This window comes from Achromobacter sp. 1L-A-4-B-C2, assembly GCF_057291955.1.
The window spans coordinates 130,986-157,453 of record NZ_JBXAWP010000005.1 but is presented as its reverse complement, the minus strand read 5'-3'; the positions used below and the strand labels follow the sequence as shown (position 1 = coordinate 157,453).

15 protein-coding genes are annotated in these 26,468 nt (G+C 65.9%); 9 read left to right on the top strand and 6 right to left on the bottom strand.

The genetic code is table 11. The features are described 5' to 3' along the window. Window positions 1-10 precede the first annotated feature (10 nt). Window positions 11-2,398, top strand: coding sequence for a catalase (locus AC0Z35_RS22760; RefSeq protein WP_319301632.1), 2,388 nt, complete (start codon window positions 11-13; stop codon window positions 2,396-2,398). Between the two features lie 221 nt (window positions 2,399-2,619). On the opposite strand, the gene AC0Z35_RS22755 is transcribed toward AC0Z35_RS22760, so the two are convergent. After that, window positions 2,620-3,600, bottom strand: a complete 981-nt coding sequence (locus AC0Z35_RS22755) for a Bug family tripartite tricarboxylate transporter substrate binding protein (RefSeq protein ID WP_485132955.1) — start codon at window positions 3,598-3,600, stop codon at window positions 2,620-2,622. 29 nt (window positions 3,601-3,629) lie between these two features. Beyond that, complete coding sequence (locus AC0Z35_RS22750) at window positions 3,630-5,012, bottom strand: M20 family metallopeptidase (protein WP_485132956.1); 1,383 nt, start codon at window positions 5,010-5,012, stop codon at window positions 3,630-3,632. Between the two features lie 111 nt (window positions 5,013-5,123). On the opposite strand from AC0Z35_RS22750, the gene AC0Z35_RS22745 reads away from it, so the two are divergent. The 3 genes from AC0Z35_RS22745 to AC0Z35_RS22735 all read left to right on the top strand — a co-directional run bounded on the left by AC0Z35_RS22745 (window position 5,124) and on the right by AC0Z35_RS22735 (window position 8,172). Next, window positions 5,124-6,032 carry a LysR family transcriptional regulator gene (locus AC0Z35_RS22745; RefSeq protein ID WP_485132957.1) on the top strand — a complete coding sequence of 303 codons (909 nt, stop codon included), beginning with the start codon at window positions 5,124-5,126 and terminating at the stop codon, window positions 6,030-6,032. Window positions 6,033-6,171: 139 nt separating this feature from the next. Then, window positions 6,172-7,272 carry a type IV toxin-antitoxin system AbiEi family antitoxin gene (locus AC0Z35_RS22740; RefSeq protein ID WP_485132958.1) on the top strand — a complete coding sequence of 367 codons (1,101 nt, stop codon included), beginning with the start codon at window positions 6,172-6,174 and terminating at the stop codon, window positions 7,270-7,272. Beyond that, entirely contained in the window at window positions 7,273-8,172 is a 900-nt protein-coding gene (locus AC0Z35_RS22735) for a hypothetical protein (RefSeq protein ID WP_046807364.1), read from the top strand. 30 nt (window positions 8,173-8,202) lie between these two features. Here the strand turns inward: AC0Z35_RS22735 and AC0Z35_RS22730 are convergent, their stop codons facing one another. From AC0Z35_RS22730 to AC0Z35_RS22720, 3 genes are read right to left on the bottom strand one after another with little or no spacing between them, the layout of a single operon-like run. Next, window positions 8,203-11,313 carry an efflux RND transporter permease subunit gene (locus AC0Z35_RS22730; RefSeq protein ID WP_485132959.1) on the bottom strand — a complete coding sequence of 1,037 codons (3,111 nt, stop codon included), beginning with the start codon at window positions 11,311-11,313 and terminating at the stop codon, window positions 8,203-8,205. Then, the gene (locus AC0Z35_RS22725) at window positions 11,310-14,381 is read right to left on the bottom strand and encodes a multidrug efflux RND transporter permease subunit (protein WP_485132960.1); all 3,072 of its coding nucleotides are present in this window, start codon (window positions 14,379-14,381) and stop codon (window positions 11,310-11,312) included. The genes AC0Z35_RS22730 and AC0Z35_RS22725 overlap by 4 nt, the downstream gene beginning before the upstream one ends. Window positions 14,382-14,388: 7 nt before the next feature. Continuing rightward, window positions 14,389-15,513, bottom strand: coding sequence for an efflux RND transporter periplasmic adaptor subunit (locus AC0Z35_RS22720; RefSeq protein WP_485132961.1), 1,125 nt, complete (start codon window positions 15,511-15,513; stop codon window positions 14,389-14,391). A 281-nt stretch (window positions 15,514-15,794) separates the two neighbouring features. Between AC0Z35_RS22720 and AC0Z35_RS22715 the strand changes: the two genes are divergently transcribed. Continuing rightward, entirely contained in the window at window positions 15,795-16,736 is a 942-nt protein-coding gene (locus tag AC0Z35_RS22715; RefSeq protein ID WP_485132962.1) for a molecular chaperone DnaJ, read from the top strand. An 88-nt stretch (window positions 16,737-16,824) separates the two neighbouring features. Here the strand turns inward: AC0Z35_RS22715 and AC0Z35_RS22710 are convergent, their stop codons facing one another. After that, on the bottom strand, window positions 16,825-18,072 hold the full coding sequence (locus tag AC0Z35_RS22710) for an NnrS family protein (protein WP_485132963.1): 1,248 nt from the start codon (window positions 18,070-18,072) through the stop codon (window positions 16,825-16,827). A 263-nt stretch (window positions 18,073-18,335) separates the two neighbouring features. Here AC0Z35_RS22710 and AC0Z35_RS22705 point away from each other — a divergent pair, with 263 nt between their 5' ends. The 4 genes from AC0Z35_RS22705 to narH all read left to right on the top strand — a co-directional run bounded on the left by AC0Z35_RS22705 (window position 18,336) and on the right by narH (window position 26,453). Then, window positions 18,336-19,586: an MFS transporter gene (locus tag AC0Z35_RS22705; protein WP_120155909.1), complete on the top strand. Its 1,251-nt coding sequence runs from the start codon at window positions 18,336-18,338 to the stop codon at window positions 19,584-19,586. 8 nt (window positions 19,587-19,594) lie between these two features. Continuing rightward, the gene (locus tag AC0Z35_RS22700) at window positions 19,595-20,980 is read left to right on the top strand and encodes a NarK family nitrate/nitrite MFS transporter (protein WP_219990276.1); all 1,386 of its coding nucleotides are present in this window, start codon (window positions 19,595-19,597) and stop codon (window positions 20,978-20,980) included. A gap of 146 nt (window positions 20,981-21,126) precedes the next feature. After that, entirely contained in the window at window positions 21,127-24,888 is a 3,762-nt protein-coding gene (locus tag AC0Z35_RS22695) for a nitrate reductase subunit alpha (protein ID WP_485132964.1), read from the top strand. Next, window positions 24,885-26,453, top strand: coding sequence for a nitrate reductase subunit beta (gene narH, locus AC0Z35_RS22690; protein WP_485132965.1), 1,569 nt, complete (start codon window positions 24,885-24,887; stop codon window positions 26,451-26,453). Before AC0Z35_RS22695 ends, narH begins: the two co-directional genes overlap by 4 nt. The last annotated feature ends 15 nt before the right edge of the window (window positions 26,454-26,468 follow it).

The window sequence follows — 26,468 nt, the reverse complement described above, 5'->3', positions numbered from 1 at the left end:
GAGAGCCTTGATGGCAAGCAAGAAACCCGTAAGCAAGGGCGCGGCCGGCGCCGTCGACACCGCCTATATGAATACCGACAGCGGCCCGGCCGCCGGCCCCGCGGGCAAACCGGTGCACCCGGCGCTCAAGCGGGCCGCGGCCGTGGGCGCCACGGTTGCGTCCCTGCCGCACAACGCCAATAAGGCCGCCGAGTACGGCGAGGAAGGCGCGCGCTGCCCCTACACCGGCGCGCACACGACACCGCCGGACCCGTCCGTGGGCGCCAGTTCCCTGTCGGAATCGGAAGCCAACGCCAAGACGGGCGATGCCGCCGAGCCCGGCGTGAACGCGGTGGATGGCCGCTTGGGCCGCGTGCGCGCCGACGGCAGCGGCCAGGTGCTGACGACAAATCAGGGCGTGCCGATTGCCGACAACCAGCATTCGCTGAAGGCCGGCCTGCGCGGGCCCGCCTTGTTGAAAGACTTCATCCTGCGCGAAAAGATCACGCACTTCGACCACGAGCGCATCCCCGAACGCATCGTGCACGCGCGCGGTTCGGCGGCGCACGGTTACTTCGAATGCTATCGGCCGTTGACCGACTTGACCGCCGCGTCGCTGTTCGCCGAAAAGGGCAAGCGCACGCCGGTGTTCGTGCGCTTTTCCACGGTGGCCGGCGAACGCGGTTCCAAGGACACGGCGCGCGACGTGCGCGGCTTTGCCGTCAAGTTCTATACCGACGAAGGCAACTGGGACTTGGTGGGCAACAACATGCCGGTGTTCTTCATCCAGGACGCGATGAAGTTCCCGGATCTGGTGCACGCGGTCAAGCCCGAGCCGCATCACGGCATGCCGCAGGCCGCGTCGGCCCACGATACGTTCTGGGACTTTGTGTCGCTGATGCCGGAATCCACCCACATGCTGATGTGGCTGATGTCCGACCGCGCCATCCCGCGCAGCTACCGGATGATGCAGGGCTTTGGCGTGCACACGTTCCGCTTTGTGAACGCGCGTGGCGAATCGCGCCTGGTGAAATTTCACTGGACGCCGATCCTGGGTACGCATTCGCAGGTGTGGGACGAGGCGGTCAAAGTGTCCGGCGCCGACCCGGACTTTCACCGCCGCGACCTGTGGGAAGCCATCGACGCGGGCAAGGGCCCCGAGTGGGAACTGGGCGTGCAGATCTTCACGGAAGAAGAAGCCGACAGCTTCAGCTTCGATGTGTTGGACGCCACCAAGATCGTGCCGGAAGAATTGGTCCCTATCGTGCCGATCGGCCGCATGGTGCTGGACCGTAACCCGGACAACTTCTTTGCCGAGACCGAGCAGGTGGCGTTCTGCACGGCGCACGTGGTGCCGGGCGTGGACTTCACCAACGATCCGCTGCTGGCCGGCCGCATCCATTCCTACGTGGACACGCAGATCTCGCGGCTGGGCGGTCCGAACTTCCACGAAATCCCCATCAATGCGCCCGTGGCGCCGGTGCACAACAACCAGCGCGACGGCATGCACCGCCAGGCGATTCATCGTGGTCGCGTCGCGTACGAGCCGAACTCGCTGGCGGGCGGATGCCCGTTTCAGGCCGGCATGGAAGGCTATGTGCCGTTTCCCGAGCCCATCGCGGGCGACGAATTGCGCGGCCATCCCGAAAAGTTTGCCGAGCACTACAACCAGGCCACGCTGTTCTACAACAGCCAGACCGAATGGGAAAAGCGCCACATCGTGCACGCGTTCTCGTTTGAACTGAGCAAGGTGACGGTGCCCGCCATTCGCCAGCGCATGGTGGCCTCGTTGCGCAACGTGTCCGACGAATTGGCTCAGGGCGTGGCGGATCTGCTGGGCATGGTCTTGCCCGAACCGCTGCCCCGTGCCATTGCGCAGCCGCCCAAGCCGGAGATCGAGGTGTCGCCCGCGCTGTCGCTGACCGCCAGGCCGGGTGACGGCAATGTGGCCACGCGCAAGGTAGCGATTCTGGTGGCCGAGGGCGTGGATGAAGGCGCCGTGTCGGCCGTGGCCGACGCGTTGATCCAGGCCGGCGTCGTGGTGCGCTTGGTAGGCCAGCGCATCGGCCCCGTGCAGACCGAAGGCGGCGGCATGCTGGATGCCGACGCGTCGCTGGACAACCACCCGTCGACGCTGTTTGACGGCGCGGTGGTGCCCGGGGGCGACGCCGCCGTGGCGCGCTTGCAGACGGACGGCCGCGCGCTGGAATTCCTGCGCGACGCCTTCCGGCATGGCAAGACGTTGATGGGGCTGGGCCGGGGCGGGCAACTGATCGGCTCGGCGGGCATCGCGCCAGACGAAGCCGACGAAGGGTTGTTGATGGGCGGCGGCGCACCGGCCAAAAGCGCAACGGCGTTCATCAAGGCCCTGGCCAAGCATCGGCACCCCGAACGGGAAACGATGCCGCCGATGGTCTGACGCCGACGGTTTTGCAGGCCGCGTGTGCGGCCTGCACCGGCGCCTGGTGGTGCACGCTTCGCGGCGTGCATGACCAGGCGTTTTTTTTGCGGTCGTGGCTGATGGTGTCAGCCCGTGGCGGTGGCGTGGCGGTGCGGTGCGGCTCTGATGCTGCTGCCTAGCAGCCTAGCTGCCTAGCCGACTTGCGCATTGCCGCCTTGCGCCCGTGCCTGCCTTGCCGTCTATTCCAGCTTGATGTCGGCGCGCTTGGCCACGGCGCTGAACGTCTGCACTTCTTTTTGAATCCGGTCCTTGAACGCCTGGCCCGGCAAGAACACAGGTTCCAACGCCAGGTCCGACACCGCCTTTTTCACCTGCGGGTCTTGCATGATCTGCGCGACCGCGCGGTTCAACGTGTCGATCACCGGCGCGGGCGTATGGGCCGGCGCGGCCAGGGCGTACCAGCCCACGAACGACACCTGGGGAATCCCGGCTTCCTCGAAAGTCGGCACGTCCGGCATCTGCGGCACGCGGTGTTCGCCCGTGACGGCCAGTGCCCGCACCTTGCCCGCGCGCACTTGCGGCGCGGCGGATGAGACCGTGTCCACGCCCAGCGACACCTCGCCGCCGATCATCGCGGTGATCAGCTGCGCGCTGCCCTTGTACGGCACCGGCATCATCTTCGCGCCGGCGGCCTCGGCAAACATTTCGCCCGCCAGATGCGGCGCCGAGCCCGGCCCGAACGTGCCGTACATCAGCCCGCCCTTGCTGCTTTGCTGCTTGGCCAGCGCCGCCGCTTCCTGCACGGTGGTGGCCGCCAGGCCGTTCTGCGCCAGCAGCACCACGGGCGCCAGGGCGACGATGGCCACATGTTCGAAGCTGCGCACGGGGTCGTAGGGCAGAGACGGATTCAACGCGGGCAAGACGGTGTACGTGGTGCTGCCCGACAGCAGCAACGTGTAGCCATCGGGCTGGGCGCGCGCCACGACGTCCGCCCCGATCACCGTGGACGCGCCGGGGCGGTTCTCGACGATGACCGACTGGCCCAGGCGGCCCGACAGCTTGTTGGCCAGCAGCCGCGCCACGGTATCGGTCGCGCCGCCCGGCGTGAAGGGCACCACGATCTTGATCGGCTGCTCGGGGTAGGCGGCATGGGCGTCGCCCGCATAAGCGGCGACGGCAAGGTTGAACGCCATCACGGCGGCACAGAATCTAGCAGTCATGGCAACGCTCTCGGTAGTGAAACGGTCGGTCAGGCGGGAACGGCTTCGCCCAGGTCCCAGAACAGGCCGGCCATGATGGCCAGCCCTTCGCGCGCCACGCTGCCCAGCAGATGCTCATTGGGCGCATGCTGCGCGCAGGCGGGGTACGAATGCGGCACCCACAAGGTGGGCAGGCCCAGCAGGTCGGCAAAAATTTCGTTTGGCAGCGAGCCGCCCAGGTTCGGCAGCAGTGCGGGGCGCTTGCCGGTCGTGCGTTCCAGCGATGCCGCCGCCCAGCGCACCCAGGCGTTATCGGGCGACAAGCGCGTGGCGCCGCCTTGCATGCCGACGCGGACTTGCACGTCTTCAAAACCGCCTAGGCGCAGGTGCTCGCGCACATGCGTTTCCAGCGCGCGCCAATCGGTGCCCACCACGAAGCGCAACTGGCACCAGGCCACGGCCTCGGGCGGAATCGCGTTCACGGGTTTGGCCGGGTCGCCCGCGCCAAAGGTCAGCACGTCCAGGCTGTTCCAGCCGAATACTTTTTCAGGCGCCGTCAGCCCGGGCTCGCCCCACCATGCGTTGATGTCGGGGTCGTCCTCGCCGCCGCCTACCTCAAGATCCGCCAGCGCCTCGCGCACGGCGTCGGGGATGGCGGGGGGGCGCAGCGCCGGCACCGTTATGCGGCCACGCGCGTCCACCAGGGTGCCGATGGCGTGCATCAGCACGATGGCGGGGTTGGCCAGCAGGCCGCCCCAATTGCCTGAGTGGTAGCCACGTTCACGCGCACGCAGCTTCAATTCAAAATTGACCGCCCCGCGCGATCCCATGAACAGCGTGGGGCGCGCTGCATGCAGACGCGGGCCGTCGCTGGCGATGAACACGTCCGCCGCCAACGTGTCGCGCTGCGCGTCGCAGAACGCGGCCAGGCCAGGTGAACCGGCTTCTTCGCCGGTCTCGATCAGCCAGGTGGCGTTGAACCCCAACTTGCCGCCGCGCGCGGCAATCACCTGCCGCAGCGCTTCCAGGTTGATGCTGTGCTGGCCTTTGTTGTCGGCCGTGCCCCGGCCATACCAGCGGTCGCCGTCCACTTGCAGCTGCCAGGGGTCGCGGCCCGCTTCCCACTTGGCCGCATTGCCGCGCACCACGTCGCCATGGCCATACATCAGCACGGTGGGTAACCCGGGCGCTTCAATGCGCCGCGCCACCAGGATAGGCAGGTCCACGCCGTCGGGGTTGGGATGCACTTCACAGGTAAAGCCCATCCGGCTCAGGACCGGGATCAGGTCCTGGTTCAGATAGGCGTGCTGCATCGGCGCCTGCTCGGGCACTTCGCTTTCCGTGGCGTACGCGACGCGACGCGCCAGGGCGGCTTCAAGGGTGCCATTGTCAAAGGCTTCAACGGCTTGCAGGACGGCTTGTTCGCGGTTCACGGCGGCACTCGGGACCAGGGAGGCACAAAGTTATTACGCATCGCTACATGCCACAATCAGATAATTAGCATCTTTGCGTTGCCTTTTTGGCATGTGTCACACGGAGGCGGGATGATCTCGTTGGGACTGCGGTATTTTCTTGAGGTCGCGCGCAGCGGCTCGATCGCCGGCGCGGCGGCGTCGCAGCACGTGGCCGCCTCGGCGGTCAGCCGTCAGATTGCCAAGCTGGAAGACGCCTTGGGCGTTGCGCTTTTCGAGCGCCAGGCGCGAGGCATGGAACTGAGCGAGGCCGGCCGGCAACTGGCCGCGTACGCCAATGCGGCGGCGCTGGAAGCAGAACGCGTCACGTCCGAAATTCGCCAGCGCGGTCATGTGGGCGATGTCACGATCCGCCTGGCCTGCACCGAAGGCTTCGCCCATCACTTCCTGCCCATGTGCATGGCGCACTTCAAACGCGAGCGGCCCGAGGCGCGCTTTCATCTGTACGTGGAACGCCCCGAAGAAGTCAGCCGCCACATCCTTGAAGGCTTGGCCCAGATGGCGCTGCGCTACACCACGGCGCAAGACGACCGCCTGAAAACCGAGCTGCTGACCCGTGCACCCGTCTACGCCGTAATGTGCCGCCAGCACCCGCTGGCCGGCCGCCGCAGCATCGGCATGCGCGACCTGGTCCACTATCCGCTATCCCTGGGCGACCACGGCACCACCGTGCGCCAACTGTTCGACGCCGCCTGCGCCAACGCGGGCCTGCACATCGAACCCGCCTACGTCTCGAACCATTCCGCCGCCTTCCTGCCGATGCTGCCCGGCAGCCAGATCGTCGCCTTGTCCGGCTACCTGACGCTGATGGGCCAACTGGGCGAAGGCGGCCTGGTCGCCGTGCCATTCACCAACCCCGAAATGCGCCAACGCAGCATCCAGGTGCTGACCCTGCAAGGCAGAACGCTACCGCAACTAGCCCGCGAATTCCTGGCCTTCATGTCCGACCGCCTGACCGCCGCGCCCCGGTGGCCGGAGTAGTGGGCTGTTTGAATGGGAAAATATGTTTGCCCATTAGCTGCGCAGCTAAACAATGCAAATAAGCTAAAGTAAAGGCTTGGTCGGCGAATTGCCGACGCTGCCCGGCACGCATCGGTGCCCGCTTTCCACGAGTGTCGCGATGAAGACCAAAGATGGATTGGACGCGTTTGCCCAGGGTGATGGGGCGATGATCCACCTGGTGACCGCCTTGGCAGACGCCACCGGCTTCAAGGTCGTGGCGCCGGACCCAGGGGCTTCTACGGCCGGTCAGACCGGCGGCCTTGCTGTCGTGACATTGATGGCGGACCGGCGCGAGGTAGAGATCGTTGTCCGCAGATTGCGCCACGCGTATCCCAGAGATATACGGGAAGCCGTGTGGCAACTTGAATCCGTGCTGGCGGGGGGCGCTGCACCGCGCGCCCGGATTCCGATGGTCGTGGCCGACACGTTAAGCCCTGGGGCAAAAGCCATGCTGCGCGAGCGGGGCATCGGCTACTTCGAACCGGACGGATGCCTTTACTTCCGATGGCGTACGTGGCTTGTGAATATCGAACGCCCGAAACGCGTGCCGTCCCGGACGCGGGCGATGCCGCTGTTTACCGGATCGCGCGAGAACGTCGTACACGCGTTGCTCATGTCGCGGGGCAGGTGGATCACGGGCCAGGAATTGGCTTCGCTTGCCCAGACGTCTTCGTATACCTGTTCTGTGGTGTTGCAAGAGCTTGAGAAGCGCGAATGGTGCGAGGCCAGCGGCGCGGGCCGCACCTTGCGGCGGCGGCTGGTCGAGCCCGCTTTGCTGTTGGACGCCTGGGCAGAGCAGTGGGCGCTGCGCAAGCCGCCGAGCACGCACTGGTATGCCTTTTCCCAGCAGCCCAACGCGCTGATGGAGCAACTGGCACGCCGCCTTGCCCACGCAGGCCTGACCAGCCCGTGGGCCTTCAGCGGCGCAGCGGCGGCGAATCGCCATGCCCCCTTGCTTACGCACGTTGAGGCCGTCGACATCGTCATTGCACCCGGACAGTCGCACTCCATTGCCAACGCATTGGCACTTGAGCCCGCGGATCAAGGGTTTAACGTCACCCTTGTGGAAAGAGACGGCGCCAGCATGCTGTTTCGGGACACATTCATGCAGGATCAGTCCTACTTATCCAGCCTTTTCGTCCTTTACCTTGACCTTAAAAATGGGCGTGGTAGGAATAAGGAGTTAGCGCAGAAACTGCGTGAAAAACTGGAGTTGTAAATGGCGGATGAAGCCAAGCCGCGCGACGCCGCGGGCTATCGCTCGGACGTGACGATTGCGTGTGAGCGGACGTTGCTGACGCTTTACGGCGCATTCGGCAGTCTGAAGTCATCGTTGCGACTGGTCGGCGGACTGGTGCCGCGTTATCTGACCCCGGCTTCGCCTCCCGAAGTCCCGCAACATGCCGGCACGTCGGATGTTGATGTGGTGCTTAACTTGCAGATTATTGCGCAGGGCGAGGGTTATGCGTCGCTGTCCAAGCAATTGATTCATCGGGGCTTTGCACGGTATGTCGACTTCCGGGGCGTCGCCTCGTCGTGGCGATGGACCCGGGAGGTGGACGGCACGGGGCGCGTGGTGGTTGAATTTCTGCGCGACGCGGGGGCCGTACAGCCGGGTCGCGCCGTTAGCGTCGATGGCGAGCGCGTGTCGGCACTGACGGTCAAATACGCGGGCATCACGCATGACTGGTTTGAAGAGCAGGTGGTTAGCGGAATGCTGTTGGAGGATGGCGGAATGTCCTCCGAACGCGTCCGCTTTGCGGACGTGCCGGCCTTTGTCATCTTGAAGGCATTGGCGTTGGACGACCGGCATGAAAATAAAGACGCAGCGGACCTCGTCCACGTCTTGCGCTATGCAGGAACGGTCGAAGAGGTGGCGAGGCTGTTCATGAGCCGCATGACGTCGGGTCAGCATTCAGCCGCCATTGACGCGGGCCTGGACGCGCTGCGACGGCGGTTCTGTGACGATGAGCACGGCGCCGGATATTTGAAATTGGGGCCGATCGCATATGCGCGCTTTCACCATGCCGCGGATGATGACGCCTGCGTGCGGGCGCAACGTTATGCCGCGGGACTTGTGAACGCGCTTTTGGCCGCCATCGGGCAACCGATGCTGTAGAACCCGCTGCGGCCTCCCCGCGCGTTGCCGTCAGGTGGCGCGCTTTCGCCCCGCACCCCCCAGCTTCACCCGCAGCCGTTCCAATGCCAGATACACAATAGGCGTCGTATACAGCGTCAGGAACTGGCTGATCATCAAGCCGCCGACGATGGCGATGCCCAGGGGGCGGCGCAGTTCGGCGCCGTCGCCCATGCCCAGCACCAGGGGCAGGGCGCCCAGCAGGCCGGCCAGGTTGGTCATTACGATAGGGCGCAGGCGCAGCATGGCGGCGCGGTGGATGGCTGCGCGGGGAGTCAGGCCTTCGCGGCGTTCCAGGCTGAGGGCGAAGTCGATCATCAGGATGGCGTTCTTCATGACGATGCCGACCAGAAGGAACAGGCCCAGCAATGCGATCAGGGTGAATTCGATGTTGGCGATGCGCAGCGCCAGCAGCGCGCCCACGCCGGCGGACGGCAGGGTGGACAGGATGGTCAGCGGGTGCAGGGGGCTTTCGTACAGGATGCCCAGCACCAGGTAGATGGCGACCAGCACGGCCAGGATCAGCCAGGGCTGGTCTTGCAGGCTTTGCTGGAAGTTGCGCGCGTCGCCGCCCAGGCGCGTCTGGATGGTGGACGGCACCATCAGCTTGGCCATGGCGGCGTCGATGGCGGCCAGGCCTTGTTCCAGCGACACGCCGGGCGCCAGCGAAAAGCCGACGCCGACGGCCGCGAACAGGCCGTCGTGGTAGACGCGGTCGTTGACCAGCCCGTTCTCGTAGGTGGCGAAGGCGGTCAGGGGGACGCGCGTGCCGTCGGCCGCCACCACCTGCACTTGCTCCAGCACGTCGGGGTCTTCGGTGTAGCGCGGGTCCAGCTCCAGTACCACGCGGTATTGGTTCATGGCGTCGTACAGGGTGGCGACCTGGCGTTGGCTGAACGAATTGCTGAGCACACTGCTGATCGTGTCCATGTCCACGCCCAGCCGTTGCGCGGCCGCGCGGTCGATGTTGATGACGACCTGCTGCGTGGCGCCGTCGCCTTGGGCGTCCACGTCGCGCAGTTCGGGGATGTCTTGCATGGCTTTGGAGATCTTGCGGGCCCAGTCGCGCAGCGCGGGCACGTCGCTGGCCATGATGGCCAATTCGTGGTCGCCGGAATTGCCGAAGCCACCGGGCATGCGCAGGTCCTGGTCGACGTTCAGGAAGAACATGCCGCCGGGCACGGGCGGGGCGTGGGTGCGCAGCCAGTTGATGACTTCGGTAGAGGATTCGCCGCGTTCGGCGGCGGGCTTCAGGCGGATCAGGAATAGCGAATTGCTGATGCCCAGGCTGCCGCCGTTGTAGCCGATGACGTCCTGCACGGCCGGATGCTTGAGCACCAACTGGCGGTATTGGTCGATCTTGGGTTGCATGACCTGGAACGAAAACCCGTCGTCGCCGCGCACGAATCCCACCAGTTGGCCGGTGTCTTGCACGGGCAGAAAGCCCTTGGGCGCTTCGACGTACAGATACACGTTCAAGCCGACCACGGCGGCCAGCAGCAACAGGGTCAAGCGCGCATGCCCCAGCACGCGCGCAAGGGACCGGCCGTAGGCATCGTGCGCGCGGGCGAAGGCCGATTGCAGACGCGACGGGCGCGAAGGAAGCGATTGCGGCGATTGCGGCGATTGGGGCGATTGGGCCGAAGGTTGATCCGCGCGCAGCCAACGCGCGCACAAGGCCGGGATGATCGCCACGGAGACCACCAGCGAAATCACCGTGGCCGCCACCAGCGTGATCGAGAATTCCCGGAACAACCGTTCGACCAGCCCACCCATGAACAGGATCGACACGAACACCACGCTTAACGCCACCGTCATGGCAACCAGCGTGAAGCCCACTTCGCGTACGCCGCGCAATGCCGCCTTGCGGGGCGACAGGCCGCGTTCAAGGTGGCGCGAGATGTTTTCCAGCACGACGATGGCGTCATCCACCACCAGGCCGGCCGCGACGATCAGCGCCATCAACGACAGGTTGTTCAGCGAAAAGCCCCACGCGTGCATGACGGCGAACGTGGCGATCAGGCACACGGGTATCGCCACGCTGGGAATCGCCGCCGCGCGCGCGTTGCCCAGGAACAGCCACACCACCAGGATGACCAGCGCGGTCGCCAGGCCCAGGGTGATGTGGGCCTCGCGCAAGGTGGCGTTGATGCCGGGCGAGCGGTCCAGCGCCACCGTCAGGTCCACGTCGGCCGGCATCAGCGCGCGCAGGCCGGGCAGGGCGGCGTTGATGGCGTCGATGGTCTCGATGATGTTCGCGCCGGTCTGGCGGCTGATGGTCAGCACGACAGCCGGATTCGTGTTGTGGAAGCCGCTGCTGTAGCGGTTTTCGACGGAATCGCTGACGCGCGCCACCTGCGCCAGCCGGATCACCGCGCCGTCGTCGTGGCGCACGATCAGGCGGCCGTATTCATCCGCGCCGCGCGGCTGGTCCAGCGTGCCGACTTCCCAGCGCTGGCCGGCCGCGTCCAGCTGGCCCAGCGGCCGCAGGGGCGCGGCATTCGCGATGGCATTGCGCACGTCGTCCAGCGCCACGCCGTAATGGGCCAGCGCGTTGGGGTTGACCTGCACGCGCACGGCGGGCAGCGAACTGCCGCCCAGGGTGACTTCGCCCACGCCATTGATCTGCGACAGCTTTTGCGCCAGCACCGTCGATCCCAGGTCATACAGCTGGCCAGCCGGGCGCGTGGCGGAACTCAAGGCCAGCGCCATGATGGGCGCCTGCGACGGGTTGACCTTGCGGTAGCTGGGGCTTTGCGGCATGCCCGCGGGCAGTTCGCCGCGCGCGGCATTCAGCGCGGCCTGCACGTCGCGGGCCGCTTCGTTGATGTCGCGGTCCAGCTCGAATTGCAGCTGCACGCGCGTGGCGCCCTGGTTGCTGGACGAACTCATGGCGCTGACGCCCGCGATGCTGCCCAGCGCGCGCTCCAGCGGCGCGGCCACCGTGCTGGCCATGCTTTCCGGGCTGGCGCCGGGCAATTCGGCGCGCACCTCGATGGTGGGGAAGTCCACCTGGGGCAAGGGTGCAACGGGCAGCAGCCGCCACGCCACCGCGCCCAGCAGCGTCAACGCCAGCGCCAGGAACAGGCAGGCGACCGGGCGGTGCAGCAACGCGCGGATCATGCGTTGCGCCCGTCGGGCCTCACACCGACCGGGCGCCGCTGCCCCAGCCGGTGAAAGAACAGATAGACCGCCGGCGTGGTGAACAGCGTCAACACCTGGCTGACCAAGAGGCCACCCACCATGACCCAGCCCAGTGGCTGGCGCAGTTCGGCGCCCGAGCCGGTGGCCAGCATCAGCGGCAGCGCGCCGAACAGCGCGGCCAGCGTCGTCATCAAGATCGGCCGCAAGCGCAGCAGCGCGGCTTCGCGGATGGCATCCCGCGGCGCCAACCCGCGCGTGCGCTCGGCGTCCAGCGCAAAGTCCACCATCATGATGCCGTTCTTCTTGACCAGCCCGATCAGCAGGATGATGCCGATGACGGCAATCAGGTCCAGCGGCCGGCCGGTAATCAACAGCGCCAGCAACGCGCCCACGGTGGCCGACGGCAGGGTCGACAGGATGGTGACGGGGTGAATGGCGCTTTCATACAGCATGCCCAGCACCAGGTACATCGTGACCACCGCCGCCAGCATCAGCCACAGCGTATTGGACAAGGACGCCTGGAATGCCGAGGCCGCGCCTTGCAGCCGCAGGTCCACGCTGGGCGGCAGGGCGATGTCGGTCTTGGCCGATTCAATGGCGGCAATGGCGTCGCCCAACGACCCGCCCGGCGGCAGGTTGAACGACAGGTTCACCGCCGGAAATTGCGACAGATGGTTGATCGCCAGCGGCACCGCGCGTTCGCTGACCGTGGCCAGCGCCGACAGCGGAATCGCCTGCCCGTCCTCGGTTTGCAGGTGGATGCGTTCCAGCGCCTCGGGCCCCAGCGCCAGGCTGCGGTCCACTTCCAGCACCACGCGGTATTGGTTCGACTGCGTGAACAGCGTGGCCACCTGGCGCTGGCCAAACGCGTTGTACAGCGCCTGCACCACGTCGTCCATCGTGACGCCTAGGCGCGCGGCCGTATCGCGCGACACTTCCAGGTACGCCTGGCGGCCATTGCCTTGCAGGTCGGACGACACCTCGGCCAGCGCGGGCGACTGCGCCAGCCGCTGCGTCAGCGCCTGGCTCCATTGCGCCAGCAGCGCGCTATCGGGGGACGTCAGGCTGAATTGGTACTGGCCCCGGCTGACGCGGTCTTCGATATTCAATTCCTGCACCGGCTGCAAAAACAGCGAGATGCCGTGGACGTCGCGGGCGCGCGCGTCCAGGCGGGCCATGACATCGGCTAGCGGCGCGCTGCGTTCGGCCCAGGGCTTCAGGTTGATCAGCAGCCGCCCGGTGTTCAACGTCGCGTTCATGCTGTCGATGCCGATGAAGGACGACAGGCTTTGCACATCGGGATCCGCCAGCAGCGCCTGGGCCACGGCTTGCTGCCTGCGCGACATGGCGTCAAACGAGGTGCTTTGCGTGGACTGCGTCACGCCTTGCAGCACGCCGCCGTCCTGCACCGGGAAAAATCCTTTAGGTACTGCCAGGTACAGCAGGCCAGTCAAGACCACGGTGCCAAGCATCACCATCAACGTCAGGCGCTGGTGGCGCAGCGTAATGTCCAGCCAGCCCGCGTAGCGCGCCTGGATGCGGTCCAGCACGCCGGGGCGCGATTGCCCGTGCGCGGGCAGCAGGCGCGCGCACATCATGGGCGTTAGCGTCAGCGATACGCCCAGCGATATCAGGATGGCCACCGCCAAGGTGATGGCAAATTCACGGAACAGCCGGCCCACCACGTCTTCCATGAACAGCAGCGGGATCAGCACGGCAATCAACGACAGCGTCAGCGACACCAGCGTGAAGCCGATCTGCCCGGCGCCTTTCAGCGCGGCCGACATCGGGCTGTGCCCCTGTTCGCGATACCGCGCAATGTTCTCCAGCATGACGATGGCGTCATCCACCACGAAGCCCGCGCCGATAGTCAGCGCCATCAGCGTCAGGTTGTTGGTGGAAAAGCCCGCCAGGTGCATGAAGCCGAAAGTGCCGATCAGCGATAGCGGCACGGCCAGGCTGGGGATCAGCGTGGCGGGCAGGTTGGAGAGGAACAGGAACGTGACCAGCACCACCAGCCCCACGGCAAACACCAGTTCCCATTGCACGCCGCGCACCGACGCGCGGATGCTTTCGGTGCGGTCGGTCAGGATGCGCACGTGCGCGGCGGCGGGCAGGCTGGCCGTCAGTTGGGGCAGCAGCGCCTTGACCTGGTCGGCCACGGCGATGACGTTGGCGCCCGGCTGGCGTTGGATATTGACCAGCACGGCCGGCTGCTTGTCGACCCAGGCGGCCAGGTAGCGGTCTTCGGCGCCGTCTTCAATGGTGGCGACCTGGCCCAGCCGCACCGGCGCGCCGTTCTTCCAGGCCACGACCAGTTCGCGGTATTCGGCGGCGCTTTGCAGCTGGTCGTTCGCGTCCATGATGACGGAGCGCACCGGCCCGTCGAAGCTGCCCTTGGGTTGATTGGAATTTGCCTTGGCGATGGCTTCCTGCACGTCGGACAGTTGCAGCCCGCGCGCCGCCAGTGCCATCGGGTTGACCTGCACGCGCACGGCCGGGCGCTGGCCGCCGGCCAGGCTGACCATGCCCACGCCCGATAGCTGCGACAGCCGCTGCGTCATGCGCGTGTCGACCAGGTCATACACGGTGGGCAAGGGCAGGGAATCCGAGGTCACCGCCAGCGTCAGGATGGGCACGTCGGCGGGGTTGACCTTGCGGTAAACGGGTGGCGTGGGCAGGTCACCGGGCAGCAGCGAGCCGCTGGCGCTGATGGCCGCTTGCACCTCTTGTTCGGCCACGCCCAGCGACACGTCCAGCGAAAACTGCAACGTGATGACTGAAATGCCGCTGCCGCTGGTGGACGACATCTGCTTTAAGCCCGGTATCTGCCCAAAGCGGCGTTCCAGCGGCGCGGTCACGGCGCGCGCCGTCACGTTGGGGCTGGCGCCCGGGTACTGCGTGGTGACCTGGATGATGGGGTAATCCACCTGCGGCAACGCGGCCACGGGCAGCATGCGCCAGGCCAGGATGCCCGACAGCAGCAGGGCGATCATCAGGAAAGACGTCGCCACCGGACGCAGGATGAAGGGGCGTGACAGGCTCATGCGCGGTTCAAGTCAGGGGGTCTACGATCTGGACGTTGCGGCCGTCATGCAGGCGGTCCACGCCTTCGACCACCACGCGCTCGGCCGGCGCCAATCCGGCTTGCACGACGATATGGCCCGCGTTGGCGGGGCCCAGCTGCAACACGCGGCGCGTGGCGCGCGCATCGTCGCCGATCACAAAAACGAACGCGCCTTCGGACCCATACTGCACGGCGGCCGACGGAATGGTGACCACGTTGTCTTGCTGGACCAGGGCCAGCCGGATGTTCACGAATTGATTGGGAAACAGCGATTCGTCGGTGTTGTCGAATCGGGCGCGCAGCCGCACGGTGCCGCTGCCGGTCTGGACGCGGTTGTCCAAGGCTTCCAGCGTGCCTTCGGCCAGCAGGCGGCGGTCGTCGGCATCCCAGGCCTGTACGCGCAACACGTCCGTTCGCGCCTGCGCCTGGCGCAACAAGTCCAGCCGCGTTTCCGAAATGCTGAACAGCGCCGAAATGGGCGTGGTCTGCACCAGCGTGGTCAGCCCGTCGGCATCGTTGGCGCGCACATGGTTGCCGGCGTCCACGCGGCGCAGGCCGATGCGGCCATCGTGCGGGGCAGTGATGCGGGTCAGCCCCAGCAGTCGCTGTGCATCGGCGACCTGTGCGCGGTTCAGTTCGCGCTGCGCGGTGTAGGCGCGCACCTGCGCCTGGGCGGTGTCCAGCTGCTGCCCGGCCACGGATTCCTGGCGCGCCAATGTGCGGTAGCGCTGTAGATCGGCCTGGGCGTTGTCCAGCAGCGCCTGCGTGCGCGCCAATTCACCTTCGGCCGCCGCCAGCGCGGTTTGATAGGGACGCGGGTCGATCTCGGCCAAAAGCTGGCCGCGCGCCACGGCCTGGCCCTCGGTGTAATGCAGGCGCAACAATTCGCCTTCAACCTGGCTGCGCAGCACAACGTGGGTCAAGGGCGCGATGGTGCCCAGCGCATGCAGGTCGCGTTGCAGCGGCCCGACGCGGGCGGCCGCGACGCTGACGGCAACGGGTATCTGGTTGTATTCGGGTGGACGGGGGGCGGCGGGGCCGTTTTTCGCTTTCCACCACATGGCCAGCGCCGCGACCAAGGCAAGTACCAGCACGGCCACCGTGAGGATCACGCGGCGCCGTGATCGGGCGACGGGTGGAGGAGGGGCGAGGGCGGGGGCGCGGTGAGCGGCAGGGCCCGCGGCGGGGGGCAAAGACATCGGGACTGCCAAATAGATGTTGTGCTGACGTGGCGAAGACGTGGCGCAGGGGTTGCGGGCAGGGGGTGCCGGACAGCCGAGATTCTATATTAATAATAATGATTAGCGTTATTAACTGAAAAACCCAAGAGGGCTTTGCCCGAATCGTTTAGAGTGGCGGCTACTTTCATTACCCGGTTTGCAAGGAGCAGGTCATGGGCCAACATTCACTGGAAACCCCGCGTCAGTTATTCGAGCGGCTACAGGCACGCCTGGAAACGGAACGCGGCCGCCTGGATCAATGGCAGGCGGTCGAGGCCGAATACCAGCGCAAGTACACGGAAGGCCTGGCGCCGCTGGAAAAGAAGCTGCACGAACTGCGCATGAAGCTTGTGCTGTGCTTTGACCACGCGCACAAGAACATGGGGCTGTCCAAGGCCGAACGCGAATTCGTGTCTGAGCTGGTGACCGAGTTTTCGGCGGAATTGCTGCTGCTGGACGCCAAGGGCGAACTGCCGGCCGGTTGCGATGCCGACAAGCTCAAGACCCTTTACAAGAAGCACAGTGGCCTGGACTACGAGGAGGCCGCCGCTGACGAATCCGAAGACGCCAAGGCGGAACTGATCGAGGCGCTGGAGCTGGACCCCGACACCGATCTGTCGACCTTCACGCCGACGCAACTGCTGCGCATCATCCAGGACCAGTTCGAAGACGACGAAGCTGAAGACCTGCTGGCGCTGGCCCGCGCTGCGTTGCGCAACACCACGCCGAACGCGGTGGCGTGGCAGGCGATGCAGGACGAAGAAGCGGCGCGGCGCAAGCTGGGCACGCCGGATTTGACGCCGCTGGCGGACGTGCCCGACGACGGCCTGCCGCAAGCCAACGCCACCTTGCAGGCGCAGCTGGACGAAGTGCTGCATCAGGCCAGCTACGCCGAAGAAGGCTTCAAGCTGCGCTACGACCTGGACCCGTTCGCCTCGTTCGACCCCGAGACGGTGCTGGAAGAACTGGATGACGACATCGTCGACATCCAGGAGTACATCGGCGAACTGGAACACGAGGTGATGCAGTTCTCGGATCAGGCGTTGCTGAAGGCGTGGCTGAAGGCCATGCGCCGCGAAGTCGAGGCGATCGAGCGCCGGGAAGGGCGCGGCTAAACGAGCGCGGCTAAACGGGCCGGCTAAACGGGCCGGCTGAACCGGCCTGCTAAACAGGCCGGCGGGCAGGCGTGGCGCGCCGGCCCACTCAGACGCGCGGCCGGGCGACCGGCATCACGCGCATCATCGGCGCCGCCGGCTTGGCGGCGTCGGCGCGTGGGCGGATCATCAGCGGGAAAAAGCGCCACAGGTACAGAGCCATCGCCAGTACCCAGGCGCTGGTGGCGGCATGCAGCAGACCGGTGGCGGCCACGCTGGGCCACAGGGCTGCCAGCCGCAATAGCGCCGCCACGATTACCAGCACGAAACTGGCCACCATGCAGCGATCGGTTTGCAAGGGCCGCCCCAGGTGGCCTAGTGCCGTGCGGGTCACCATGCCCACGATCAGCACCGAAAAGCCCGCCACGCCGATCACGTGCGCGGGCCACGCCAGCCGGACGACCACGCCCGCCAATTGCGCCGCGCCCACCAGCAGCCCGGCGCCCAGGCCGACATAGCCGGCATACAAGATCCACAGCAGCGGCACGCGCCGCACGGCCCACGGCTTCCACGACACCCATTGCCATAGCGCGATCAAGCCCGTGGCCGTCAAGGCCGCCGCGGCCAGACGCGGCTGCCCGGCAAGCAAACCAGCGATGGCCGCCACGCCCGTGCCCAATTGCCAGTGACCGCTGCGGGTCTGGGCGGGTATGTCCAGGCCCGTCACGGCACGCTTGGCAAAGAACGGAATCACGCGACGCGCAATCAGCAGCGTCAGCACGGCCATGCAAAGCAGGCCGGCATTGAAGTAGCGCATCACCGCCAGATAGTCGCCTTGCGCGGCGGCCCATAAATACAGCGCGTTGGTGGCGGCCAAGCCCAGCATCAAGACCGGCACGCCCGCGTTGCGCTGGTTGCGCGTGACCCAGACGGCGCGGCCCAGGGCGGCGGCGCCCCACACGAAAAACCCCAGGTCCGCCACGACGGCGATCACGTACGCCGGCCTGCCCGGCGTCAGGTAGCCCACGCGCGCCACCACCCATAACAGGCACAAGAGCGCCAGCGCGTTGCCGCGCAAGGGGTTCTTGCCCGTCCAGTTGGCGCCGGCCGTCAGCAGAAAGCCCACGGCAATCGTGGCGACAAACCCCCACAGCATTTCGTGCGCATGCCAGAACACGCCGGCCATCAGCCCGGTGATGCGGCCCGGCGCATGCACCCACAACCACACCGATACCAACGCCCACAGGCAGCCGGCCAGATACAGCGGCCGGAACCCCATTTCGGTGAAGGCGCGCCATTGCGGGCGAGGGCGGTGTGGCGTCGCGGCGGGTTCATCGATGGTCAGCAACGGGGGCATGGCGGTCTGCGCTTTTTTTGAAGGTGTATTGGTGAAGGTGTATTCGCAATACATATTAAGCCTGAGCCTGCGCCGGGCATAGGCCAACGCTTGATCCAGCGCAAACGCGGGCGCGGAACCCGGGTGACTAGGCACATCGGCGTGGCCCGAATGGTCGGCCGGCGAATGGTCGCCGGCTCGGCGCGTGCCTAGGCTAGCGCCATGTCTTCGTGAGTAAAGCGAGAGTAACCATGACAGCAGCAACATCCCCGTCCGGCAGGCCGATGCGGGTCCTGATTTCAAGCACGTTCGCCTTCACCATCTGCTTTGCGGTATGGATGATCTTCGCGGTGCTAGGCATACCCATCAAGGCGCAACTGGGCTTGTCCGAAACGCAATTCGGCCTGTTGGCCGCCATGCCGGTATTGACCGGTTCGCTGGTGCGCGTGCCGCTGGGCATCTGGACCGACCGCTACGGCGGCCGGCCCGTGTTCTTCATTCTGATGCTGTTGGCGGTGGTGCCGATCTGGCTGCTGTCCTACGCCACCGAGTACTGGCAATTTCTGGTGCTGGCCTTGTTCGTGGGCCTGACGGGCGGCTCGTTCTCGGTCGGCACGCCGTATGTGGCGCGCTGGTTTCCGCGCAACAAGCAGGGCCTGGCCATGGGCGTGTTCGGCGCGGGCAACTCCGGGTCGGCCATCACCAAGTTCGTGGCGCCCGCGTTGATCGCGGCGGCCGGCGGCGCCTGGGTCATCGTGCCCCAGGTGTACGCGGTGGCGCTGCTGGTCACGGCGGTGCTGTTCTGGATGTTCTCGGCATCGGACCCGTCGCACCGGGTGACCCAGCGCGCCACGCTGTCGGCACAATTTGCCATGCTGCGCGACCCGCGCGTCTGGCGCTACTGCCAGTACTACTCGGTGGTGTTCGGCGGCTATGTGGCGTTGGCGCTGTGGATGACCAAGTACTACATCGGCGAATACGGTTTCGACATGAAGCTGGCCGCGCTGCTGGCCGCCTGCTTCTCGTTGCCCGGCGGCGTCTTGCGCGCCATGGGCGGCTGGATCTCGGACCGCTACGGCGCCTACAAGACCACGTGGTGGGTGATGTGGGTGTGCTGGGTGGCGTTCTTCCTGCTGAGCTACCCGCAAACCCAGTTCACCGTGATGACCACCGGCGGCCCCCGGCAGTTCGGCATTGCGTTGGGCCCGGTCACCTTCACTGTGCTGCTGTTCGTGGTCGGTATCGCCATGGCCATCGGCAAGGCGTCGGTCTTCAAGTTCATCTCGGACGAGTTCGGCGAAAACATCGGCGCGGTGTCCGGCATCGTCGGCCTGGCGGGCGGCATGGGCGGCTTCGTGTTGCCCATCCTGTTCGGCGTGCTGCTGGACCTGACCGGCGTACGGTCCAGCGCCTTCATGCTGCTGTACGGCACCGTCTGCGTGTCGCTGATCTTCATGCACTTCAGCTTCCGCCCTGAAAGCGCGGCGCTGGGGCGGGCGTCGCTTACGACCCCGCAACCCATTTCCTCCAAATAGAGGCTCCTATGTCCACACAAGTCCTGACGCGTTGGGAGCCGGAGAACCCCGGCTTCTGGAAGCAGACCGGCGCCCGCGTCGCCAACCGCAATCTTTGGATCTCGATTCCCGCGCTGATGCTGGCGTTCAGCATCTGGATGCTGTGGAGCGTGGTCGTCGTCAACCTGGACCGCGCCGGTTTCATGCTGTCCAAGAACCAGCTGTTCTGGCTGACGGCGCTGCCCGCGCTGTCAGGCGCCACCTTGCGCATCTTCTATTCGTTCCTGGTGCCCGTGTTCGGCGGGCGCAAGTGGACGGCGATCTCGACGGCGTCCTTGCTGGTGCCCGCGCTGGGCATGGGCTTTGCGCTGCGCGACCCCACCACGTCGTTCCCAACGCTGCTGATCCTGGCGCTGCTGTGCGGGCTGGGCGGCGGCAACTTCAGTTCCAGCATGGCCAACATCAGCTTCTTTTTCCCGAAGGAAAAGAAGGGCCTGGCGACGGGGCTTAACGCCGGCATCGGGAACCTGGGCGTGTCGCTGGCGCAGTTTGTCGTGCCCGTGGTGATTTCGGTGGGCGTCTTCGGCGTGGCCGGCGGCGCGCCGCAGGACATCACGGTCAATGGCGCGGCGCAGAACCTGTGGCTGCAAAACGCCGGTTTCATCTGGGTGGTACCGATCGCCATTGCGGCCATCGCGGCGTGGTTCGGCATGAACGACATCGCCGACGCGCGTGCGTCGTTCGCGGACCAGGCGGTGATCTTCAAGCGCAAGCACAACTGGTTGATGTGCTGGCTGTACGTGGGCACGTTCGGCTCCTTCATCGGGTTTTCGGCGGGCTTCGCCATGCTGACCAAGACGCTGTTCCCCGACGTCAACCCCATGGCGTACGCGTTCCTGGGGCCGCTGGTGGGCTCGTTGACGCGGCCCGTGGGCGGCTGGGTGTCGGACAAGCTGGGCGGCGCGCGCGTCACGCTGGTCACCTTCGCCGGAATGATTGCGGCGGTGCTGGGCGTGATGCTGTTCCTGCCCGGGGCCGGCCAGGGCGGCAACTTCAACGGTTTCCTCGCGATGTTCATTGTGCTGTTCGCGCTGACGGGCGTGGGCAACGGCTCGACGTTTCGGATGATTCCCGTGATCTTCCTGCGCGAACGCACCCAGGCGGCTGCGGGCAAAGGCTCCGACGCGCACAAGCGTGCGCTGGGCGAAGCGGCCAAGGAATCGGCGGCGGTGTTGGGCTTTTCCGGGGCCATCGGCGCCTACGGCGGCTTTTTCATCCCGCGCAGTTTCGGCACGTCGCTGGAAATGACGGGCAGCGTGCAGGCGGCTCTGTTTTGCTTCATCGGTTTTTACGCCACGTGCATGGTGATTACGTGGTGGTTCTATGCGCGCAGGAACGCGCCGGTGCCTTGCTGAACAAAGCGCGCGGCGGGTGACTAGTCACTTTGCCGCGCCCGGCCTGGCCCTCTGGCGAATGGTCGGGGGACGGACCCCGACCTACAGTGAAACCAGCGCAACGATTGCAGTACGCGCCGCCGACGCGGCGCTCTTGGAGAAACACAATGAGTCACTTCCTGGACCGGTTGAAGTTCATGTCCCGGGTCAAATCCACCTTTGCCGATGGTCACGGCGAAACGGTCAATGAAGACCGCAAGTGGGAAAACGCCTACCGCGCCCGTTGGCAGCACGACAAGGTGGTGCGGTCTACCCACGGCGTGAACTGCACGGGCTCGTGCTCGTGGAAGGTGTACGTCAAGAACGGACTGATCACCTGGGAAACGCAGCAGACCGACTACCCGCGCACGCGGCCCGACCTGCCCAACCACGAACCGCGCGGCTGTCCGCGTGGCGCCTCGTACAGCTGGTACGTGTATTCGGCACAGCGTGTGAAGTACCCGATGATCCGCGGCCGCCTGATGCAGATGTGGCGCGAAGCCCGCAAGACGATGGACCCCATTGCCGCCTGGGAATGGATCAGCCAGGACCCCGTGCGCGCCAAGCGCTACAAGTCAGTCCGCGGCCTGGGCGGCTTTGTTCGCGCCGATTGGGACACCGCCACCGAAATCATTGCCGCCGCCAATGCGCTGACCATCAAGAAATTCGGTCCCGACCGCGTGATCGGCTTTTCGCCGATTCCCGCCATGTCCATGGTCAGCTACGCCGCCGGCGCGCGTTACCTCAGCCTGCTGGGCGGCGCATGCCTGAGCTTCTACGACTGGTATTGCGACCTGCCGCCGGCCAGCCCGCAGATCTGGGGCGAGCAGACCGACGTGCCGGAATCGGCGGATTGGTACAACTCCACCTACCTGATGGTGTGGGGATCGAACGTGCCGCAGACCCGCACCCCCGATGCGCACTTCTACACCGAGGTCCGCTACAAGGGCACCAAGACGGTGGCCGTGTCCAGCGACTTCGGTGAAATGGTCAAGTTCGGTGACATCTGGCTGGCGCCCAAGCAAGGTACCGATGCCGCGCTGGCGATGGCGATGGGCCACGTCATCTTGAAAGAGTTCCACCTGTCGGCCAACCCGTCGCCGTACTTTCGCGACTACGTGCGCCGCTACACCGACATGCCCATGCTGGTGTTGCTCAAGCCGCGCGATGGCTTCTACGCACCCGACCACTTCCTGCGCGCCTCGCACCTTGACGGCGCGCTGGGCGAACAGAACAACCCCGACTGGAAGACGCTGGTGCTGGACGCGCACAGCGGCGCCCTGGTGGCGCCCAACGGCAGCATCGGCTTTCGGTGGGGCGAGGGCGCGGTCAACGATGGTGAAAAGGTTGGCCGCTGGAACCTGGAATCCCGCAATGGCGGCAATGGCCAGGCCATCGAGCCCACCCTGAGCCTGCTGGGCCAGGGCGCGGAAACGGTGGGCGTGGGCTTCCCGTACTTTGGCGGCGAGCACGACGACGTGCTGGTGCGCAACCTGCCGGCCCGCCGCATCCGCCTGGCCGATGGCACGGACGCGCTGGTCGCCACGGTGTACGACCTGCAAATGGCCAACTACGGCCTGGACCGTGGCCTGGGCGGCGCCAACGTCGCCACGTCCTACGACGATGACGTGGCCTACACGCCCGCCTGGCAGGAAAAGCATACCGGCGTGCCGCGCGCGCAGGTGATCCAGGTGGCGCGCGAATTCGCGCAGAACGCGCACGACACCGAAGGCAAGTCGATGGTGATCGTGGGCGCGGGCCTGAACCACTGGTACCACATGGACATGATCTACCGCGGCATCATCAACATGCTGATGATGTGCGGTTGCGTGGGCAAGAGCGGCGGCGGCTGGGCGCATTACGTGGGCCAGGAAAAGCTGCGCCCGCAGTTCGGCTGGGCCCCGCTGGCCTTTGCGTCGGATTGGGTGCGTCCGCCGCGCCAGATGAACGGCACGTCGTTCTTCTACGCCCACACCAGCCAGTGGCGCCATGAAAAGTTGAACGTGCAGGAAGTGCTTGGCCCCACCGCCGACCGCGCCAAGTACGGCGACCTGTCGATGATCGACCTGAACGCGCGCGCCGAACGCATGGGCTGGCTGCCGTCGGCCCCGCAACTGCGCACCAATCCGCTGGACCTGGTGGCCCAGGCCGACGCCGCCGGCAAGGACCCCATTGCGCACGCCGTGGCACAACTGAAGTCCGGCGCGCTGCGCATGTCTTGCGAAGACCCGGACGACCCGGCCAACTTTCCGCGCAACATGTTCGTGTGGCGCTCCAACATCCTGGGTTCCAGCGGCAAGGGCCACGAGTACTTCCTGAAGTACCTGCTGGGCACGCAAAACGCCGTGTTCGGCGACGAAGCCGCCGCCATCAAGCCCACCGAAGTGACTTATCAGGAAGACGCCGCCGAGGGCAAGCTGGACTTGCTGACGGTGCTGGACTTCCGCATGAGCACCACCTGCCTGTACGGCGACATCGTGCTGCCCACGGCCACCTGGTACGAAAAGGACGACTTGAACACGTCCGACATGCACCCCTTCATCCACCCCTTGAGCGAAGCCGTGCAGCCGCTGTGGGAAAGCAAGACCGACTGGGAAATCTACAAGCTGCTGGCCAGGAAGTTCAGCGAGATCGGCGGCCCCTACCTGGGCAAGCGCCGCGACCTGGTACTGACCCCGCTGATGCACGACACGCCGGGAGAACTGGGCCAGGCGTTCGAACCGCGCGACTGGAAGCTGGGCGAATGCGATCTGGTGCCGGGCAAGACCGCGCCGTCGATGACGGTGGTTGAGCGCGACTACAACGACATCTATCGCAAGTTCACGTCGGTGGGCCCCTTGCTGGACAAGCTGGGCAACGGCGGCAAGGGCATCAACTGGAACACCGAGCACGAAGTGCACGAGCTGGCCGGCATCAACGCCAGCGTGGGCGAGGCCGGCGTCAGCCAGGGCCGCCCGCGCCTGGACACCGCCATCGACGCGGCGGAAATGATCCTGACCTTTGCGCCCGAAACCAACGGCCATGTGTCGGTCAAGGCATGGGAAGCGCTGGGCAAGATCACCGGGCGCGACCACACCCACCTGGCCGTGGGCCGCGAGCACGACAAGATCCGTTTCCGGGATATCCAGGCGCAACCGCGCAAGATCATTTCGGCGCCGACGTGGTCGGGGCTGGAAAGCGAAGAGGTCAGCTACAACGCGGGCTACACCAACGTGCACGAACTGATCCCGTGGCGCACGTTGACCGGCCGCCAGCAGTTCTACCAGGACCACCGCTGGATGCTGGACTTTGGCGAGGGTTCGTGCGTGTACAAGCCCGCCATCGACACCAAGACGGTGGCGCCCATGCTGGGCAAGTATCCCAACGGCGAAAAGGAACTGGTGCTGAACTGGCTGACGCCGCACCAGAAATGGGGCATCCACAGCACCTATTCCGACAACCTGCGCATGTTGACCTTAAGCCGTGGCGGCCCCCACGTGTGGGTGTCGGAAACCGAGGCCAAACAGGCCGGCCTGGTGGACAACGACTGGGTTGAAGTCTTCAACGTGAACGGCACCTTGACCGCGCGCGTCGTGGTCAGCCAGCGCGTGCCGGTGGGCATGTGCCTGATGTACCACGCGCAGGAAAAGATCGTGAACGTGCCCGGCGCGGAAACCAGCGGCAAGCGCGGCGGCATCCATAACTCGGTTACGCGCACGGTGCTCAAGCCCACGCACATGATCGGCGGTTACGCGCAGCAGGCCTACGGCTTTAACTACTACGGCACCGTGGGCGCCAACCGCGACGAATTCGTGGTGCTGCGCAAGATGAAGAAGGTGGACTGGCTGGAAGGCCCGCTGGTCGAGGACCCGGCTGAACAAGCCACGCAACAAGAAGAGAAGCAATCATGAGGATACGCGCCCAAATCGGCATGGTGCTGAACCTGGACAAGTGCATCGGCTGCCACACGTGTTCGGTCACCTGCAAGAACGTCTGGACCAGCCGCGACGGCGTCGAATACGCCTGGTTCAACAACGTGGAAACCAAGCCCGGCATCGGCTACCCCAAGGAATGGGAAAACCAGGACAAGTGGAAGGGCGGCTGGAAGCGCACCGCCGCCGGCAAGCTGGAACCGCGCCAGGGCGGCAAGCTGCGCATCCTGGCCAACCTGTTCGCCAACCCGAACCTGCCGGCCATTGACGACTACTACGAACCCTTCACCTTCGATTACGAACACCTGCAGAACGCGCCGCTGTCGCAAACGCCGCCCACCGCGCGCCCCGTGTCGGTGCTGACCGGCAAGAAGATGGACAAGATCCATTGGGGCCCGAACTGGGAAGACGACCTGGGCGGTGAATTCAGCGCGCGCAGCCGAGACGCGTTGTTCGAAGGCGTGCAGAAAGAGATGTACTCGACGTTCGAGAACACGTTCATGATGTACCTGCCGCGCCTGTGCGAACACTGCCTGAACCCCGCCTGCGTAGCCAGCTGCCCGTCGGGCTCGATCTACAAGCGCGAAGACGACGGCATCGTGCTGGTGGATCAGGACAAATGCCGCGGCTGGCGCATGTGCATCTCGGGCTGCCCGTACAAGAAGATCTACTACAACTGGAGCAGCGGCAAGGCCGAGAAGTGCACGTTCTGCTATCCGCGCATTGAAGCCGGCCAGCCCACCGTGTGCTCGGAAACCTGCGTGGGCCGCATCCGTTACCTGGGCGTCATGCTGTATGACGCCGATCAGATCGATCGCGCGGCCGCCACCCCTAACGAACAGGACCTTTATGAATCGCAGCTGGACCTGTTCCTGGACCCGCATTCCCCGGCGGTGATCGCCGCCGCGCGCGAACAGGGCATACCCGAATCGTGGCTGGAAGCGGCCCGGCAGTCGCCCGTCTACAAGATGGCCGTGCAATGGCGCGTGGCGTTTCCGCTGCATCCGGAATACCGCACCTTGCCGATGGTCTGGTACATCCCGCCGCTGTCCCCCATCCAGACGGCGGCCGAAGCCGGCCAGATGCCGCAGCGCACCGTGGGCAAGAGCGCGATGATCCCGGACGTGTCCAGCCTGCGCATTCCCGTGCGCTACCTGGCCAACCTGCTCACGGCCGGCAAGGAAGCGCCTGTGTTACAGGCGCTGGAACGCATGCTGGCGATGCGCGCCTACAAGCGCTCGGAAACCGTGCACGGCGAACGCGACACGGCGCTGCTGGAACAGGTGGGGCTGTCCGAGGAAACGGTGCAGGACATGTACCAGATCATGGCGATTGCCAACTACGAAGACCGCTTCGTCGTACCCAGCAGCCACAAGGAAATCGTGGAAGACAGCTTCAACGAAAAAGGCAGCTGCGGCTTTACCTTCGGCAACGGCTGCTCGGGCGGCGTGTCCGAAGGCACTTTGTTCGGCCGCAAGCCGCACGGCAGCGAAATCTTCATCGAGATGCCCAAATCCCGCAAGAAGGCCGCCCAGGCGCGCTAGGACAGGAGAGAACAC

Coding starts and splice junctions, on each gene's coding strand:
- AC0Z35_RS22760 (WP_319301632.1), top strand. CDS start 11: ATGGCAAGCAAGAAACCCGTAAGCAAGGGCGCGGCCGGCGCCGTCGAC.
- AC0Z35_RS22755 (WP_485132955.1), bottom strand. CDS start 3,600: ATGACTGCTAGATTCTGTGCCGCCGTGATGGCGTTCAACCTTGCCGTC.
- AC0Z35_RS22745 (WP_485132957.1), top strand. CDS start 5,124: ATGATCTCGTTGGGACTGCGGTATTTTCTTGAGGTCGCGCGCAGCGGC.
- AC0Z35_RS22740 (WP_485132958.1), top strand. CDS start 6,172: ATGAAGACCAAAGATGGATTGGACGCGTTTGCCCAGGGTGATGGGGCG.
- AC0Z35_RS22735 (WP_046807364.1), top strand. CDS start 7,273: ATGGCGGATGAAGCCAAGCCGCGCGACGCCGCGGGCTATCGCTCGGAC.
- AC0Z35_RS22730 (WP_485132959.1), bottom strand. CDS start 11,313: ATGATCCGCGCGTTGCTGCACCGCCCGGTCGCCTGCCTGTTCCTGGCG.
- AC0Z35_RS22725 (WP_485132960.1), bottom strand. CDS start 14,381: ATGAGCCTGTCACGCCCCTTCATCCTGCGTCCGGTGGCGACGTCTTTC.
- AC0Z35_RS22715 (WP_485132962.1), top strand. CDS start 15,795: ATGGGCCAACATTCACTGGAAACCCCGCGTCAGTTATTCGAGCGGCTA.
- AC0Z35_RS22710 (WP_485132963.1), bottom strand. CDS start 18,072: ATGCCCCCGTTGCTGACCATCGATGAACCCGCCGCGACGCCACACCGC.
- AC0Z35_RS22705 (WP_120155909.1), top strand. CDS start 18,336: ATGCGGGTCCTGATTTCAAGCACGTTCGCCTTCACCATCTGCTTTGCG.
- AC0Z35_RS22700 (WP_219990276.1), top strand. CDS start 19,595: ATGTCCACACAAGTCCTGACGCGTTGGGAGCCGGAGAACCCCGGCTTC.
- AC0Z35_RS22695 (WP_485132964.1), top strand. CDS start 21,127: ATGAGTCACTTCCTGGACCGGTTGAAGTTCATGTCCCGGGTCAAATCC.
- narH (WP_485132965.1), top strand. CDS start 24,885: ATGAGGATACGCGCCCAAATCGGCATGGTGCTGAACCTGGACAAGTGC.